Annotated in this window: 15 protein-coding genes; 5 read left to right on the top strand and 10 right to left on the bottom strand. The window is 61.4% G+C overall.

Translation table 11 applies throughout. From position 1 onward, the window contains the following. Window positions 1–60: 60 nt before the first annotated feature. The 6 genes from AC1DJO_RS21125 to pcaD all read right to left on the bottom strand — a co-directional run bounded on the left by AC1DJO_RS21125 (window position 61) and on the right by pcaD (window position 5,144). Window positions 61–1,110: a 3-carboxy-cis,cis-muconate cycloisomerase gene (locus AC1DJO_RS21125; RefSeq protein WP_112386750.1), complete on the bottom strand. Its 1,050-nt coding sequence runs from the start codon at window positions 1,108–1,110 to the stop codon at window positions 61–63. A 93-nt stretch (window positions 1,111–1,203) separates the two neighbouring features. Next, window positions 1,204–2,373, bottom strand: coding sequence for an acyltransferase family protein (locus AC1DJO_RS21130; RefSeq protein ID WP_112386668.1), 1,170 nt, complete (start codon window positions 2,371–2,373; stop codon window positions 1,204–1,206). Window positions 2,374–2,560: 187 nt separating this feature from the next. Continuing rightward, window positions 2,561–3,175: a protocatechuate 3,4-dioxygenase subunit alpha gene (gene pcaG / locus AC1DJO_RS21135; RefSeq protein WP_112386669.1), complete on the bottom strand. Its 615-nt coding sequence runs from the start codon at window positions 3,173–3,175 to the stop codon at window positions 2,561–2,563. Then, a complete protein-coding gene (gene pcaH, locus AC1DJO_RS21140; protein WP_112386670.1) occupies window positions 3,175–3,924 on the bottom strand; it encodes a protocatechuate 3,4-dioxygenase subunit beta in 750 nt (249 codons plus the stop codon). Before pcaH ends, pcaG begins: the two co-directional genes overlap by 1 nt. Before the next feature lie 9 nt (window positions 3,925–3,933). Next, window positions 3,934–4,338 (bottom strand): 4-carboxymuconolactone decarboxylase, encoded by a 405-nt coding sequence (pcaC, locus tag AC1DJO_RS21145; RefSeq protein WP_112386671.1) that lies wholly within the window; start codon window positions 4,336–4,338, stop codon window positions 3,934–3,936. Beyond that, window positions 4,335–5,144 (bottom strand): 3-oxoadipate enol-lactonase, encoded by an 810-nt coding sequence (gene pcaD / locus AC1DJO_RS21150; RefSeq protein WP_112386672.1) that lies wholly within the window; start codon window positions 5,142–5,144, stop codon window positions 4,335–4,337. The genes pcaC and pcaD overlap by 4 nt, the downstream gene beginning before the upstream one ends. Window positions 5,145–5,237: 93 nt before the next feature. Here pcaD and pcaQ point away from each other — a divergent pair, with 93 nt between their 5' ends. Next, entirely contained in the window at window positions 5,238–6,164 is a 927-nt protein-coding gene (gene pcaQ / locus AC1DJO_RS21155) for a pca operon transcription factor PcaQ (RefSeq protein ID WP_112386673.1), read from the top strand. Between the two features lie 3 nt (window positions 6,165–6,167). Here pcaQ and AC1DJO_RS21160 read toward each other — a convergent pair whose 3' ends face one another. Both AC1DJO_RS21160 and AC1DJO_RS21165 read right to left on the bottom strand, forming a co-directional pair. Further along, window positions 6,168–6,815 carry an NrsF family protein gene (locus AC1DJO_RS21160; RefSeq protein WP_112386674.1) on the bottom strand — a complete coding sequence of 216 codons (648 nt, stop codon included), beginning with the start codon at window positions 6,813–6,815 and terminating at the stop codon, window positions 6,168–6,170. Beyond that, entirely contained in the window at window positions 6,812–7,393 is a 582-nt protein-coding gene (locus AC1DJO_RS21165) for a sigma-70 family RNA polymerase sigma factor (RefSeq protein ID WP_112386675.1), read from the bottom strand. The genes AC1DJO_RS21160 and AC1DJO_RS21165 overlap by 4 nt, the downstream gene beginning before the upstream one ends. 156 nt (window positions 7,394–7,549) lie before the next feature. Between AC1DJO_RS21165 and AC1DJO_RS21170 the strand changes: the two genes are divergently transcribed. The 3 genes from AC1DJO_RS21170 to AC1DJO_RS21180 all read left to right on the top strand — a co-directional run bounded on the left by AC1DJO_RS21170 (window position 7,550) and on the right by AC1DJO_RS21180 (window position 10,747). Further along, window positions 7,550–8,332: an alpha/beta fold hydrolase gene (locus AC1DJO_RS21170; RefSeq protein ID WP_112386676.1), complete on the top strand. Its 783-nt coding sequence runs from the start codon at window positions 7,550–7,552 to the stop codon at window positions 8,330–8,332. A 239-nt stretch (window positions 8,333–8,571) separates the two neighbouring features. Next, entirely contained in the window at window positions 8,572–10,500 is a 1,929-nt protein-coding gene (locus tag AC1DJO_RS21175) for a hypothetical protein (protein WP_112386677.1), read from the top strand. 28 nt (window positions 10,501–10,528) lie between these two features. After that, window positions 10,529–10,747, top strand: coding sequence for a hypothetical protein (locus tag AC1DJO_RS21180; RefSeq protein ID WP_112386678.1), 219 nt, complete (start codon window positions 10,529–10,531; stop codon window positions 10,745–10,747). 136 nt (window positions 10,748–10,883) lie between these two features. Here AC1DJO_RS21180 and AC1DJO_RS21185 read toward each other — a convergent pair whose 3' ends face one another. Continuing rightward, window positions 10,884–11,330 (bottom strand): GNAT family N-acetyltransferase, encoded by a 447-nt coding sequence (locus AC1DJO_RS21185; RefSeq protein WP_112386679.1) that lies wholly within the window; start codon window positions 11,328–11,330, stop codon window positions 10,884–10,886. A gap of 225 nt (window positions 11,331–11,555) precedes the next feature. Here AC1DJO_RS21185 and AC1DJO_RS21190 point away from each other — a divergent pair, with 225 nt between their 5' ends. Beyond that, window positions 11,556–12,431 (top strand): NAD(P)-dependent oxidoreductase, encoded by an 876-nt coding sequence (locus AC1DJO_RS21190; RefSeq protein WP_112386680.1) that lies wholly within the window; start codon window positions 11,556–11,558, stop codon window positions 12,429–12,431. Here the strand turns inward: AC1DJO_RS21190 and AC1DJO_RS21195 are convergent. Further along, entirely contained in the window at window positions 12,428–13,951 is a 1,524-nt protein-coding gene (locus AC1DJO_RS21195; protein ID WP_112386751.1) for an adenylate/guanylate cyclase domain-containing protein, read from the bottom strand. The genes AC1DJO_RS21190 and AC1DJO_RS21195 overlap by 4 nt on opposite strands. Window positions 13,952–13,986 lie beyond the last annotated feature (35 nt).

The raw sequence follows: 13,986 nt of genomic DNA on the forward strand, positions 1-13,986 counted from the left end.
GTTTGTCATGCGAAACGGTAATGTAAAATGAAATAAATGCCAGAATTCATGATCGAACGGTTATGAATTCGCGGCGCCGAGCCTCTGAATGTTGTCCGCAAGCTCGCGTGCAAGACGAAGGGCAGCCCCGGTCGCCACGACCATCTGCGGCAGGACAAGCCATTCCAATATCCAGGCCGCGCCGGAGCGTTCCTGCTCATGGACCATCGACTGGTGGATCGCCGAGATTTGCGTGGCGTTAAAGCGCGCCAGTGCCACTAGCGTCTCGGCGGCAACAGGGTTCTGCTTGTGCGCCATGGCCGACGAGCCACCGCCGCCGCTCAGCGCAATCTCGTCCCCCGCCTGCGCCATCAGCGCGATGTCCTGGCCGAACTTGCCGAGGCTGCCTGTGACAAGCGACAGCAGTCCGGCGAATTCGGCGATGAAGGCGCGCTGGCTCTGCCACTGCGGCAGGTCGGTGAGGCCCAGTTCCTGGGCGAGCGAACCGCGCACGGCGGCCGCCTTGCCGCCAAGTTTTTCCAACGTGCCGGCAGCACCACCGAATTGTAGCGGGAAGCGCAAATCCGTCAGCCTTTCGCGATAGCCGTCGAAGGGCGTGCGCCAGGCGAGCAGCCGGTCGGCAACGGTGATCGGGATTGCCGCCTGCATGCGGGTGCGGCCCATCAGAGGCTTTGCACCGAGGCTTGTTTCCAAAGCGGCAAGCCTGACTTCGATGGCGGTGAGCCGTGCCGCAAAAATGAAGGCGACGGGCTTCAGCCGCAGCATCAGGCTGGTGTCGATCACATCCTGGCTGGTGGCCCCGGTATGGACGTGATGGCCGGCCTCGCCTGCAGCGGCGCGCAGCTGGCGTACCAGCTCGGGGATGACGACGCCATCGCGGGCGGTGGCAGTGCGCAGGGCCGGGATATCGGCGGCAAAGCTTGTGCATGCGGCGGAAATGGCTTCGGCAGCGGGCAGGGGTATGACATCATGAGCCGCCTCAGCGCGCGCCAGCGCCGCCTCGAACTGCAGCATGGCGCGGATATCGGCTTCCGCGGTGAAATAAGCTGAGGTCTCCTCATCGCCCAAAAGGCCGGAGAGGAAGGGGTGGTCGAAGGCCGTTGCGCTCACTGTCGTCTCTTCTTTCATGGCCGGCCGCTGCCGCCTTATGGCGGCAGAAAGCCTTGAGCCCGTCGAGACGTCAATAGCCGATAGACCTCAAGCCTATGCCTTGGCTGGCTTCTCGACAGGCAGGATATTCGGTTCGCTGGTCTCATCGACGCCACGGGCCTTGGCGACGAAGGAGAACTTCTTGCGCATGCCGAGGATGGGTTTCTCGATCATGTGCCAGGAAATCACTGCCACCGCCATCGCTGCGCAGATGCCGATCGCATAAAGCGCCAGCGCGCCGGTTTCCGGCACCAGGAAGACACCCGGCGCCAGGCCGATCAGGATCTGCAGGAAGGGGTCGTGATAGAGGTAGACGCCGTAGGAATAATCGCCCTTGTGGAAGACGGAGGGCAACGGCACCGGTGTCAGCCCGATGAAGGTGGTGATGTAGACCAGCGCCGGGATGACGATGATGCGGTTCGGTACCGTCTCGATCGACGAGCTGTTGAGCACGAAGACCGCGCCAATCGCAATCGCGGCGCAGACGGCAAGCAAAGTGCGGCTGTGCGGGATCACGTCACGCAGCTGATAGGCAAGAATGCCGAGCAGGAAGGCAAAGACCAGCTGGGCGCCGCGGCTGACGAAGATCGTGCCGAGCACCAGGTTGACGCGGTAGGGCAGGTGCGGTCCCAAGGCCTGGATCAAAAGACCGGCGACGATGAAGCCTGCGGTCAGCAGAGCCGTCTTCCGCCAGGAAGAGATGATCGAGGTCATCATCAGGCCGGACATGATGATGTAGCAGAAGATCTCCCAGGGAACCGTCCACAATGCGCCGTTGACGCGATGCGTCGGGTTGTTCTCGAAGACGCCCGGCAGGCTGTAGTGGATCCAGCCTATGATGTTCAGGAAATATTTGAAGAAATCGGCGCTTGAGAAATAGGCGCTGAGCGCGACAGGCGTCAGCAGCGGGCCGATGATCAGGGCGCAGACGACGATATCGACGGCAAGCGCCGGCACGATACGCAGCCCGCGGTTCAGGAGGAAGTTCTTGAGACTCAGCCGCTGGGCGCTGCCTGCAATCAGGAAGCCGCTCAACGCAAAGAACATCGGCACCAGCGCATATTCCGCAAACCACAGTGGCGTGGAGCGGAAGAATTCGTCATTGCCGGTCAGTAGGAAGGAGTGCGCGAGGACAATTGAAAAAGCGAGCGCGATTCGCAAGAAATCAAAACCTGGACCGAGGCCCCTATGCGCCGCCAGGACGTGTCCGAAAGTTTTCTGCATGTTTCCACCATCAACGTTTCAGCCCGTCCGTTTCATACCGCGGCGCAGCATGAAAGCCAACCCGCTTTACGCGGATGCAGCATGGAAAATACATTCCCGGTTGTATTTTGAATTGCGCGTGCTTAACGAAAGCCGGCTGCTGCCGGATTTCCGAGATCAGGCGAAAATCCAGCGGCAGTAAAGCTTGTCAGATATCGAGAAAGACTGTCTCGTTTTCTCCTTGCAGGCGGATGTCAAACGTATAGGTTGCGCCATCGCGTGCGGCAATAAGTGTCGCCACGCGGTCGCGGTGCTCTATCCGCTGCAGCAGCGGGTCGGCAGCGTTGGCTTCCGATTCTTCCGGGAAGTACATGCGGGTGTGCAGGCCGAGATTGATGCCGCGTGCGACAATCCAGAAGGTGATGTGCGGCGCTTGTTTGCGCCCGTCCTTGAACGGCACCTTGCCGGGCTTGATGGTCTCGAAGCTGTAGACGCCGTCCTCCGCCCGGGTCGGGCAACGGCCCCAGCCGGTGAAATTCGGATCGGCGGCGCCGCGCATTTCCGAGGGGCTGTTATAGAGCCCGGCGCTGTCGGCCTGCCAGATCTCGATCACCGCATCGCGCACCAAAGCGCCGGCACCGTCGAAGATCCGGCCCGTCACGGTGATCCGCTCGCCCGTCGTCTTGTCGTTGACCATCGCGGTGCCGAGGTCGCCGTCATAGACACCTGATATGTCGCAGAAATTCGGCGTGAGACCGATATGGACATAGGGTCCCGCGGTCTGCGATGGCGTTTCCTTGAGGTAACGGATTTCCTGGGCCATCAGTTGCCCTCCAGCTTGTTCTCGAACATCGTCGAGCGGCGGCCGCGCAGCACGATGTCGAATTTGTAGGCGCGGCTATCCATCGGAATGGTGTTGCCCCAATCCATGGGGGCGATCAGCTGTTCGATCGCCGCCTTGTCGGGGATCGTGCTGACGATCGGACACTTCCAGATCATCGGATCGCCTTCGAAATACATCTGGGTGATCAGGCGCTGCGAGAAGCCGTGGCCGAAGACCGAGAAATGGATATGTGCCGGGCGCCAGTCGTTGACGCCGTTCGGCCAAGGATAGGCGCCGGGCCGCACGGTGCGGAAATAGTATCGGCCTTCCTCGTCGGTGATCGCCCGGCCGCAGCCGCCGAAATTCGGGTCGATCGCTGCCAGATAGCTTTCCCTCTTGTGGCGGTAGCGCCCGCCGGCATTGGCCTGCCAGAACTCGACCAGCACGCCTGTTTGCGGCCGCCCGCGCTCGTCCAGCACCTGGCCGTGAACGATGATGCGCTCGCCGATCGCGCTCTCGCCGGGCTTGGCATAATTGTGGAGCAGGTCGTTGTCGAGTTCGCCGATCATGCCGTGGCCGAAGACGGGGCCGGTGATCTCGGAGATCGTGCCGTCGAGAGACAGCAGGGCGCGCTGCGGCGAACGCAGGATCGAGGTCTTGTATCCCGGCGCAAAGGCAGGCGGATGCCAGGCGTGGTCGCGGGCGAAAAAGGCGCCTGTTTCGGGCTTGCGGTTCGGTATGTCGGACATGGCTTCCTCTTATGCCGCCTTATCAGCGTCCATCTGTTCGAAGACCTGCTTGGCAATCTTGATCGCGTGATTGGCCGCCGGAACACCGGCATAGATCGCCACATGCAGCAGCGCCTCGCAGACATCGTCGCGGCTGGCGCCTGTATTGACTGTGGCGCGCACATGCATCGCCACTTCATCGTCCTGGCCGAGAGCGGCGAGCAGCGCGATGGTGACGATCGAGCGCTCGCGCTTGGAAAGCGTTGGGCGCGACCAGACATGACCCCAGGCGGCTTCGGTGATCAGGTCCTGAAACGGTTTGTCGAAATCCGTCGATCCGGCCTCGGCACGGTCGACATGGCTGTCGCCGAGCACGGCGCGGCGCGTCGCCATGCCCTGCTTGTAGCGCTCGGAGGCGCGCGAACTGTCACTCATGGGCTCTTTTCTCCATGCAATGCGAAATCGATGAATGCGCGAATGACTGACGTCAGCGCTTCGGGCTGCTCGATGCAGGGGATGTGGCCGGCATCGAGAATGATTTCGAAGCGCGCGCCGGGGATCAGTTGCGCCAGCGACTTGACGAGGTCTGGCGGTGTCGATCCGTCCTGAGCGCCGACGATGCAGATCGTTGGTACGGCGATGGTCTTTGCCGCTTCGGTAAAGTCGGCGTCGCGCACGGCAGCGCAGGTCGCGGCGTAGCCGGCCACCGGCTGGCGGACCAGCATGTTGCAATAGCCGTCATAGGCGGCGTTCTCAGGGCGGCGGAAGGCCGGCGTGAACCAGCGCTCCATGATCGCGTCGCACATGCTGGCTATGCCATTCTGCTCGACGGCCGCAATGCGGTTGTTCCAGCTCTCGGCCGTGCCGATCTTGTGCGCGGTGTCGCAGAGGATCAGCGCGCTGACGAGATCGGGACGCTGCTGGTAGAGCGACTGCGCGATCAGTCCGCCGACGGACAGGCCGCAGATGATGGCCTTCTTGATATCCAGCGTTTCGAGCAGGCCGATGAGATCGGACGCGTGGTCCTCGATCGAATAGGGCGTCTGGCCGACATCGGAAAGGCCATGGCCGCGCTTGTCATAGAGCAGGATGGCGAAATCGCCTGCCAGGCGGACGACGACATCACGCCAGATCCGGAAGTCGGTGCCCAGCGAATTGGCAAAGACCAGGACCGGCTTGTCGGCGGGGCCGCCGATAACCTGATAGTGAATGGCGATGTCGTTGACGCGGGCAAACTGCACTGGAAACTCCTCCGGACAGGAAATTGAAGGTTTAATCTGGTTAGGTAAAATGATATTTCGTGGCTTTCCGATAACTCCGGAGTTATGTGATCGATGATCGACGGCCGCATAAAGTTCCGCCATCTGCAAACCTTTGTCGAGGTCGCCAGGCAGAAAAGCGTGATGAAGGCGGCCGAGCTGCTGCATGTCAGCCAGCCCGCGGTGACTAAGACGATCCGTGAGCTGGAGGAGGTTCTCGGCGTCGAGGTCTTCGAGCGCGACGGCCGCGGCATCAAGATCACCCGTTACGGCGAAGTATTTCTGAAGCATGCCGGTGCTGCTCTGACAGCGCTGCGGCAGGGGCTCGATTCCGTCACCCAGGAGCGTGTCGGCGACGCACCGCCGATCCGGGTCGGGGCCTTGCCCACCGTGTCGACGCGCATCATGCCGCGGGCCATGGAGCTGTTTCTCAAGGAGAATACCTGGAGCCGGCTGAAGATCGTCACCGGCGAAAACGCCGTGCTTCTGGAGCAGTTGCGCGTCGGCGATCTCGATCTTGTCGTCGGCCGTCTTGCCGGGCCGGAGAAGATGACCGGCTTCTCCTTCGAGCATCTCTATTCGGAGCAGGTGGTCTTTGCCGTGCGCGCCGGCCATCCGCTGCTGAAGACCCGGCAATCGCATTTTGCAGCGCTCGCCGATTACACGGTGCTGATGCCGACGCGGGCTTCGATCATCCGGCCCTTCGTCGAGAGTTTCCTGATCGCCAACGGTGTGCCGAGCCTGCCGAACCAGATCGAGACCGTTTCAGACAGCTTCGGCCGCGCTTTCGTGCGTGCGAGCGATGCGGTCTGGATCATCTCGACCGGCGTCGTCGCCAAGGATATCGAGGATGGGGTTCTGGCGGTGCTGCCGATCGATACCAGCGAGACGAAAGGCCCGGTCGGCCTGACGATGCGCACCGATGCGATCCCGTCTCTGCCGCTGTCGATCCTGATGCAGACGATCCGCGAGGCGGCAGACGAGGTTTCGGCGAAGACCTGACTTTTACCAGGCGAGCGCTTTGCGGCCGATCAGTGCTCCAAGCGTTGCGACGATGACAATCGCCAATCCGTACCAGACGGCAACGAAGAGTGCGCCGTCGTTCTTGCAGACGAAGGCATAGGCCGCCCCGCCGATCGTTCCGGCAAGGAATCCTGCCGACAAACCGGCGCGCAGGGGCTGCGTCGGCACGCCGCGCTTCAGCACGCCGAGAGCGGCAGCAAGCGCCGGAAGCGATAGAAGCACGATAGCGCCGACGCAGCTTGGCACCGCACCGCCATGCCGGCCCAAAAGCGGAAAGCTGGAACCATCGAGTGCCAGCCCCATGGCGAGCACCAGGAAGCCTGGAATGAGCATCATCCAGGCAGCGCCGCCGCTGTCAGGCTCGCCCGCCCGGCGAACCAGCGCCAAGCCGCCAGCGGCCAGAAGCAGCATCGTCGCGAACTTGAAGAGAAACGGCGCGCCAATCAGAACGGCAGGCAGATTGGGGCGGATGCCGAACAGGCCGAGCGCCAGCGCGATCGACAGCAGCAGTGAGAAACCGCCCGCCAGCATCAGCAGACGATCGAAGCGCAGGCCCTGCGACGGTTCCTCCTCGGCGGCTTCGCGCGCCAGGCTGCGGATCAAGGCGGATGTGTCTTGGGCGGATTTCATGATTTGCCTTTTCTTGCGTAGCCAGGCCCCGGATCGGCAAAGGCCGTCAGGCGCTGAAGCGCGCGATGCAGGGTGACGCGGACCGCGCCCTCGCTGGTCTTCAATCTCGCAGCCGTCTCGCGAACCGACTGCCCCTCGATCGCCAATGATGAGACGACGTCGCGCTGGCCGGAAGAAAGGCTCGCAAGCGCCCGGTCCATATCAGGCATGTGGCGGTCGCCCTGATCGGGTGCGGCGATGACATCCGAAAGCTCGTCGAGCGTCACGTCGCAGCGGTGGCGCGCCTCGCGGCTGCCCTTGCGCATGGCGTCGCCGATCTTGTAGCGGACGATTGCGTGCAGCCAGGGTAGGAAGGGCCGGCTATCGTCCCAGCGGTCGCGCATCATGTGCAGGCCGAGCAGGGCTTCCTGAACGATATCTTCTGTCTGGTCGGTCCCCATGCCGAGCCTTGTCAGCTTGCGGCCGACGAGCACGCGCAGCGTTCGCCCGATATCTTCGAGCAGCGCTTCGTAGGCTCCGGCATCGCCGCGGCGAGCAGCGCGCATGGCATCCGCCCAATTGTCTTCGCGAGGGGTCATGATCGTCTTTTCGCTGTTGTCAGCGTTTCGTTACATGGACTGGTGAAAAAATTGAGGCCGTCACAAAAGCGTGATAGTGTTGCGGACCTGAAATGCCGGTCGAATAGGGCTTTTGAAGCGACGTGCTTCATCACGAAACGATACGGACGTCAGATCATGAACATTTTCCAGAAGGCCGCTTTTGCTGCGGCAACATTTATTGCTGCGGTCTCTTTTGCCGGTGCCTCCTCGGCAGCCGGTGAGGCGCCGGTCAAGGCGCGCAACGTCGTGCTCGTCCACGGCGCCTATGCCGACGGCTCCAGCTGGTCGAAAGTCATCCCGCTGCTGCAGAAGGCCGGGCTGCATGTGACCGCGGTGCAGAACCCGCTCACCTCATTTGCCGACGACGTTGCCGCCACCAAGCGTGCTCTTGCCCTTCAGGACGGCCCGACCGTGCTCGTCGGCCATTCCTATGCCGGCATGGTGATCAGCGAGACGGGCGTCGATCCCAAGGTCTCGGCCTTGGTCTACGTCGCCGCCCGTGCACCTGATGCCGGTGAAGACTATCCGGCGCTTGCCGCAAAGTTCCCGGCTCCTCCCGCAAGCAAGGGCCTGGTGCATAGCGGCGGCTTCGCGCAGCTGAGCGAGGATGCTTTCGTCCATGATTTCGCGGGTGATTTGAGCAAGAAGGACGCGCTCGCGCTCTACGCCGTCCAGGGCCCGATCTCCGATACGCTGTTTTCGACCAAGACGACGCAGGCTGCGTGGAAGACAAAGCCGAGCTGGTACGCCGTTTCGAAGAACGACCGGACGACCAATCCGGATCTCGAGCGCTTCCTTGCCAAGCGCATGAACGCCACCAGGGTCGAGCTCAATTCCAGCCACGTATCGCTGATTTCTCATCCGCGCGAGATCGCCAATCTGATCCTCGCGGCCGCCGGATATCCGGTTAAAAAATGAAGACAGCGGGGCCGGACGCAGCCCGCGTCCGGCCCCGAATAGCCGGCTCACCAACTCCCGGCTGAGCTGCGGTGGCGCGTGCGGTGCACAACAGTTGAATTTGCCCGCACATTAAGCCAAACTCATATTTCCAGGGCACTCGGCAAAAGCTTGCTTTGCCGAGCATTATTCGTATTTTTGGTTGCATTAATATCTCGCACGAAGGATGCGAATCAGGGCGGCGCAACTCAAAGGTTGAAATGGCTTTTCTCGTAGAAACGTTTGGACGTCTGCGGCTTGCCGACGCGGAAGGCAACGATATTGCTTTCCCCGAGAAAGGCCTGCTGCTCGTCGCCTATCTGCTGACGCTCGAAAAGCATGCGGCGCACCGCACGATGGCTGCCGATTTTCTGTGGGGCAATGAGGATAAGGCGATCTCGCTGTCCAACCTGCGCAAGACCATCTCGCGCATCAAGGCCCGCCAGGAGCAGCTCGGCACCGAATTCCTGACATTCACCGAAAGCTCCGTCTCCCTCGATCCATCGTCGCTGAGCGCCGACTTCGTTGCGCTGCAGGCAACAGGCGAGCCGATGGCCCGGCTGGCGAAGCTAACGAAAGCAATGGGCCAGCCTTTCCTGGGGCAGGTCAATTGCCAGAGCCACGTTTTCGATGGCTGGCTGAAGGATCAGAACTACCGCCATTCCGGCGTGCTTCAGGATACGCTGAAAGCGGTTTCTTTTCCCGTCGAAACGACCGAGGAATGGGAGGTTCTGAGGAAAGCCGGGCTTCTGGTGTTTCGCGACGAGCCGAAAGACCCGGACATGCTGCGCCTGCTGCTCGATATTTTCGATGCGCAGGAAGAGGTCGAATATATCCGCGACTATATCGAGAAGCGGAGAAATTCGATCGCGCGCGGCCTCGATGCCGTGTCGCCCACCGTTGGCAATGGCAGCAGCAAGCTGGAAGCAAGACCGGTAGGTACCGCAGCAGGGGATGGGATCGAGGGTCTGTCACTGGAAAGGGCAGGGCGCCCGGCCATTCCCCGCCTGGTGCTGCTCGCGCCGCGCAATCTCTCCAGCAATCCGCAATCGGTGATGATTGCCGCCTCGCTGATCGAGGATATCACCATTGGTTTCTGCGCCTTCAACAGTCTGCAGGTCATCGCGCCGCATTCGGCCGTACAGATCGGCCATCAGAGCGAGGACCAGACCGCATTTTTCGAACGGCACGCCGTCAATTATGTGCTGGAAACCCAGATCACCGGTTTCGACGAGGTCAAGCTCTTCGCGCAGCTGATCTTCTTCGACGACAACCAGATCGTCTGGGCCGAACGCTTCAGCCTCAATCAGGCCGATCTCTTGCGCGACAGGCGGGTGATCTCACGGCGCGTGGCGCTGTCTGTTTCCAGCGAGATCGAGCGGCATGAGGCGACGCGCTCGTACCTTGAGCTCAATCCGGCCGCCTATCATCAATATCTGGTTGGCAAGCAATACCTCGGGCGCCTGACGCTGCCCAACCTGCGCCGTGCGCGCAAGGAGATGCGCTCGGCACTGAAGGCGACGCCCGATTTCGCACCGGCGCTGAGCTCGACCGCCAGAACCTATTCGAAGGAATGGCTGCTGACAGCCCGCGGCGATATGGAACTTCTGAAGTCGGCAGAGGAATTTGCGACCAAATCCATCGAAGCGCGCAACGATCTGGCCGACGGCTACCGCGAATTCGGTGTCGCCAAGTTGCTGCAGGGCGCTTTCGACGACAGCGCAGAGGCGATGGAAATCGCCGAAACCCTGTCGCCGCACTATGCCGACGTCATTGCCGATCATGCCGATACGCTGGTGCATTGCTCGCGCCCCGGCATGGCGCTGCAGAAGATCGAGCGCGCGATCGAGCTCAATCCGCTGAGCCCCGATCCCTATCTCTGGACTGCGGCCGGCGCCAACTATGCGCTCGGCGAGTTTTCCGCGTCGATCGACTATATCAGCCAGATGAGCGATCCCAGCCTGGCAGACAGACTTGCTGCCGCCAGCTGGGCGATGCTTGGCAACAAGGACAAGGCGCGCGTTCTGGTGCGCCGCGTCCGCGAGGCCAATCCGAACTTCGATGTCGATAAATGGTTGTCCGCCGTTCCGAGCAAGGAACAGTGGCACAAGGACCTTTATCGCGAAGGACTGAAGAAGGCAGGCTTTTAACGTCAACTCTGGAAGAGGGAATAAGAGCATGACCAAAGTTGTTGTAATCAGTGTTGAGGGTGAAAAGGGGCTCTGGGTGGCGGATCTCGGCCGTGGCACGGTCACGCCGCTGAGCGTGCCGAAGGCTGGCGCACTTGCCGAGGCTGCGGCTCTCGCCGCCAAGGGCAGCGTCATCACCAAGGGCGTCAATCTGGCCGTTGCCGTCAAGTCGGCGGATACTGTCGCAGCCGGCCACTACGACGGCTAGTCACGCCTTAAGACAACCAGCATCACAATCGCCGATGTGAGCAGCGAGCGGCGCTGCTCACACAGGGTGGTCGTGCGCTTTGGAGCGCTATTCCACCGGCCCGCATGGGACGCGCCGGGCGATGCCAAAAAAACCGCTACTTGAGCGGCTTTGAATAGATACGGTGATTGGGAGATTGCCGGTAGTTGGCCGACCGGTAGTAATCCGCCGCGACCCCCTCATTTTGCGACAGCAGCCATGTGCTCGAAAATCCGGCCGCCAGCGCTTCTTCCTCCAGCAGCTTCAGCAGCGCGGTGCCGATGCCCTTGCCCTGGTGGGCAGGCATGACGGCGATCTCCGGAATATAGAGCATGCAGCCGGTTGCCGCTGTGTGCGGGTAGCCGATCGCAAAACCGTGGAGATCCTCGCCATCAAGCGCACCGACCCCGAGCCAACCCGGCGTCGTCGACAGTTCCACCATCCGGGCGTTTGCCCGCTTGATCGTCCAGTGTTCGTGCCATGGCGCGGCACTATAGGCTTCGACGATGATGGCGGCGCCCTGAAGCGCCTGGTTTTTATTGATCCGCTTGAAAACGACTGTCATGGCCACTGTCTAACGAAGCACCAAGGGCGATGCTGATGAATATTATGAGCGCCGGTCCTAAACAACTGGTTGCTGTATTTTTTACCGCTCAATTGTGGTCTAAAGTTGTGAATGGTGCCGTTCTACACGTCTTTTCCCGGTGCCGCGACAATTTGACGGAGCACTAATCTTCAAGACGACGCCATCGCCGCCTGCCATTGTCGTCTATCGGCGATTGGAGGGCACATGCGCATAGGCTTCATCGGTCTCGGGATCATGGGGACGCCCATGGCCCTCAATCTGGTGCGATCGGGGCGCGACGTCATCGTCTGGAACCGCTCTGCGGAAAAGGCAGCCGTTCTCGAAGCTGAAGGCGCCGAAGTGGCGGCAAGCGTCGCGGCCCTTTTCGCAGGCGCTGATGTGATCATCCTGATGCTGGCGACGGATGTGGCAATCGATGCGGTTCTGCAGCGCGGAACCCCTGCCTTTGCCAGCCTCGTTGCCGGGCGCACCCTCGTTCACATGGGCACCACGGCGCCTGATTATTCAAAGACACTGGAAGCGGACGTGCTTTCAGCAGGAGGCGCCTATGTCGAGGCGCCGGTCTCAGGATCGCGTGTTCCGGCCGAGGCTGGCGAGCTTGTGGCCATGCTGGCGGGAGCGCCTGAAACAGTCGAAACTGTGCAGCCCTTGCTCCAGCCGCTCTGCCGCGATGCGATCGTCTGCGGCGTGGTTCCAAACGCGTTGCTGATGAAGCTGGCGGTCAATATCTTCCTGATCTCGACTGTGACAGGTCTCGCCGAGGCCGCGAATTTTGCCGCCAGCCACGGCCTCGACCTGCATCTCTTCAAGCGGATTGCCGATGGCGGCCAGATGGCGAGCGGCATCTTGAGGCTCAAGAACGCCAAGCTTGCAGAAGGCGATTTCTCGCCGCAGGCGGCGATCTCCGACGTGCTGAAGAACAATCAGCTGGTTGTCGATGCCGCGCGGCGGCTGGGTATCGCTTCACCGCTGCTCGATGTCTGCCGCGCGCTTTATGCCGAAACCGAAGAGATGGGTTTCGGAGGGCTCGACATGGCTGCCGTTATCAAGGCGATCGCCGCCCGCGCGGCGAAATGCTAGGCCGGTTTCTCCGTGGGTTTTTCCACGGCCGCCAGCGCTTCCATCAGCGCCGCCTTGACCTTGCTCCTCTCGCCGGGCTCCAGCTGCGACATGTTGAGGTGGAGATCCAGACCGGCAAAATGCTCGCTCATCACCCTTGAATGACCGTCGTTACCGAGGAGTAGGCCCTGCACCTCGTAAGGCACGATATCGCGCTGGATACCCTTCATCGTAATCGGCGCCAGCGGCACGGCTTCGACGATATCCTCCACCAGCGCATAGGTTTCATAGCTCATGACGATCTTGCCGCCCTCGGCGATTGATTGCAGCCGCGCCGCCAGATTGGCCTCGGCGCCGATGATCGTATAGTCCATGCGATCGGTGCTGCCGAAATTGCCGACATTGCAATAGCCGCTGTTGATGCCCATGCGCACGATGAAGGGCTCGGCCGTACCGTCGCGTCGCCATTTCGCCTTCAGTTCGCCGAGGCGTTGCTGCATATCAACGGCCATGCGCAGGCAGGCTTTTGCATCTTCTGCCGCCCCCTTGGTTTCGGGGTCGCCGAAGAAAACCAGGATCGCGTCGCCGATGAACTTGTCGACGGTGCCGCCGTGTTTCAGCGCGATCTTCGACATCTCCGTCAGATATTCGTTCAGCATCTCCGTCAGCGCTTCCGGCTGCAGCCGCTCGGTGGTTGCGGTGAAATCCTTGATATCGGAAAAGAAGATCGTCAGCCGCTTGCGCTCGGTCTGGATGACGACGTCGCGCTGGCCGCTGAAGATGCTCTTGTAGATCTGCGGCGAGAGATAGCGCGAGATCTTCAGCGAGATGCTGGCCAGGAACTCGTTGGTGGATTCGAGATCGCGGTTGAAGGCGTGCAGCACCGAAGCCTGGCGGCGCTGCATGACGATGAAGGACGCGCCAAGTACCGCGACGCAGATGAAATAGGCGAGCAGATATTTGAAGGCAAAGACATTGGCCGCAAAGGGCTGACGGATGATCACTTCCTGAATGCCTCTGACATCGCCTACCTTCCAGTCGGTCTTCGGGCTCTCCGGATGGGTGTTGTGGCAGGCGACGCAGGCAGGCCCCATCAGCACGGGCGTGACGAGACGGAAGATATTGGTGAAGCCCGAACGCTTGTTCTCCGTCATCGTCTGCTTCGGATTGGTGCGAAGCGCGGTGAGCGCATCGCTCTCGAATTTGTCCAGATCGTGCGATGCCCGGTTTTTGAAGGGAAGATCGGAGACGAAGCGGTAGGTGATATTCGCCTGCTGCTCCTTGATGACGTCGCCGAGTTCCAGCGATAGCGTCGCCGGTATCGGAATGGCGCCGGGAATATTGGCGTAGTTGTGGGAGAGGACCGTCCCGTTTTCCTGGCCCGCCGCGTGGGCTGCGAGAATCCGGCCGACGACGTTGGTCGAGTAATAGGAGCGGATACTCGTGATCAGCGAGCTCATGTCCTGCGCCTGCCGGTGCACGGCATCGCGCGACAGTGTGCTGACATCAAGCCAGGCCGCAAGCGGCAGGCCGGCGAGCATGATCAGCGTCACCAATCCGATCAGATGCGCGTTCT

The sequence above is a fragment of the Rhizobium sp. 05N430 genome, assembly GCF_056396985.1.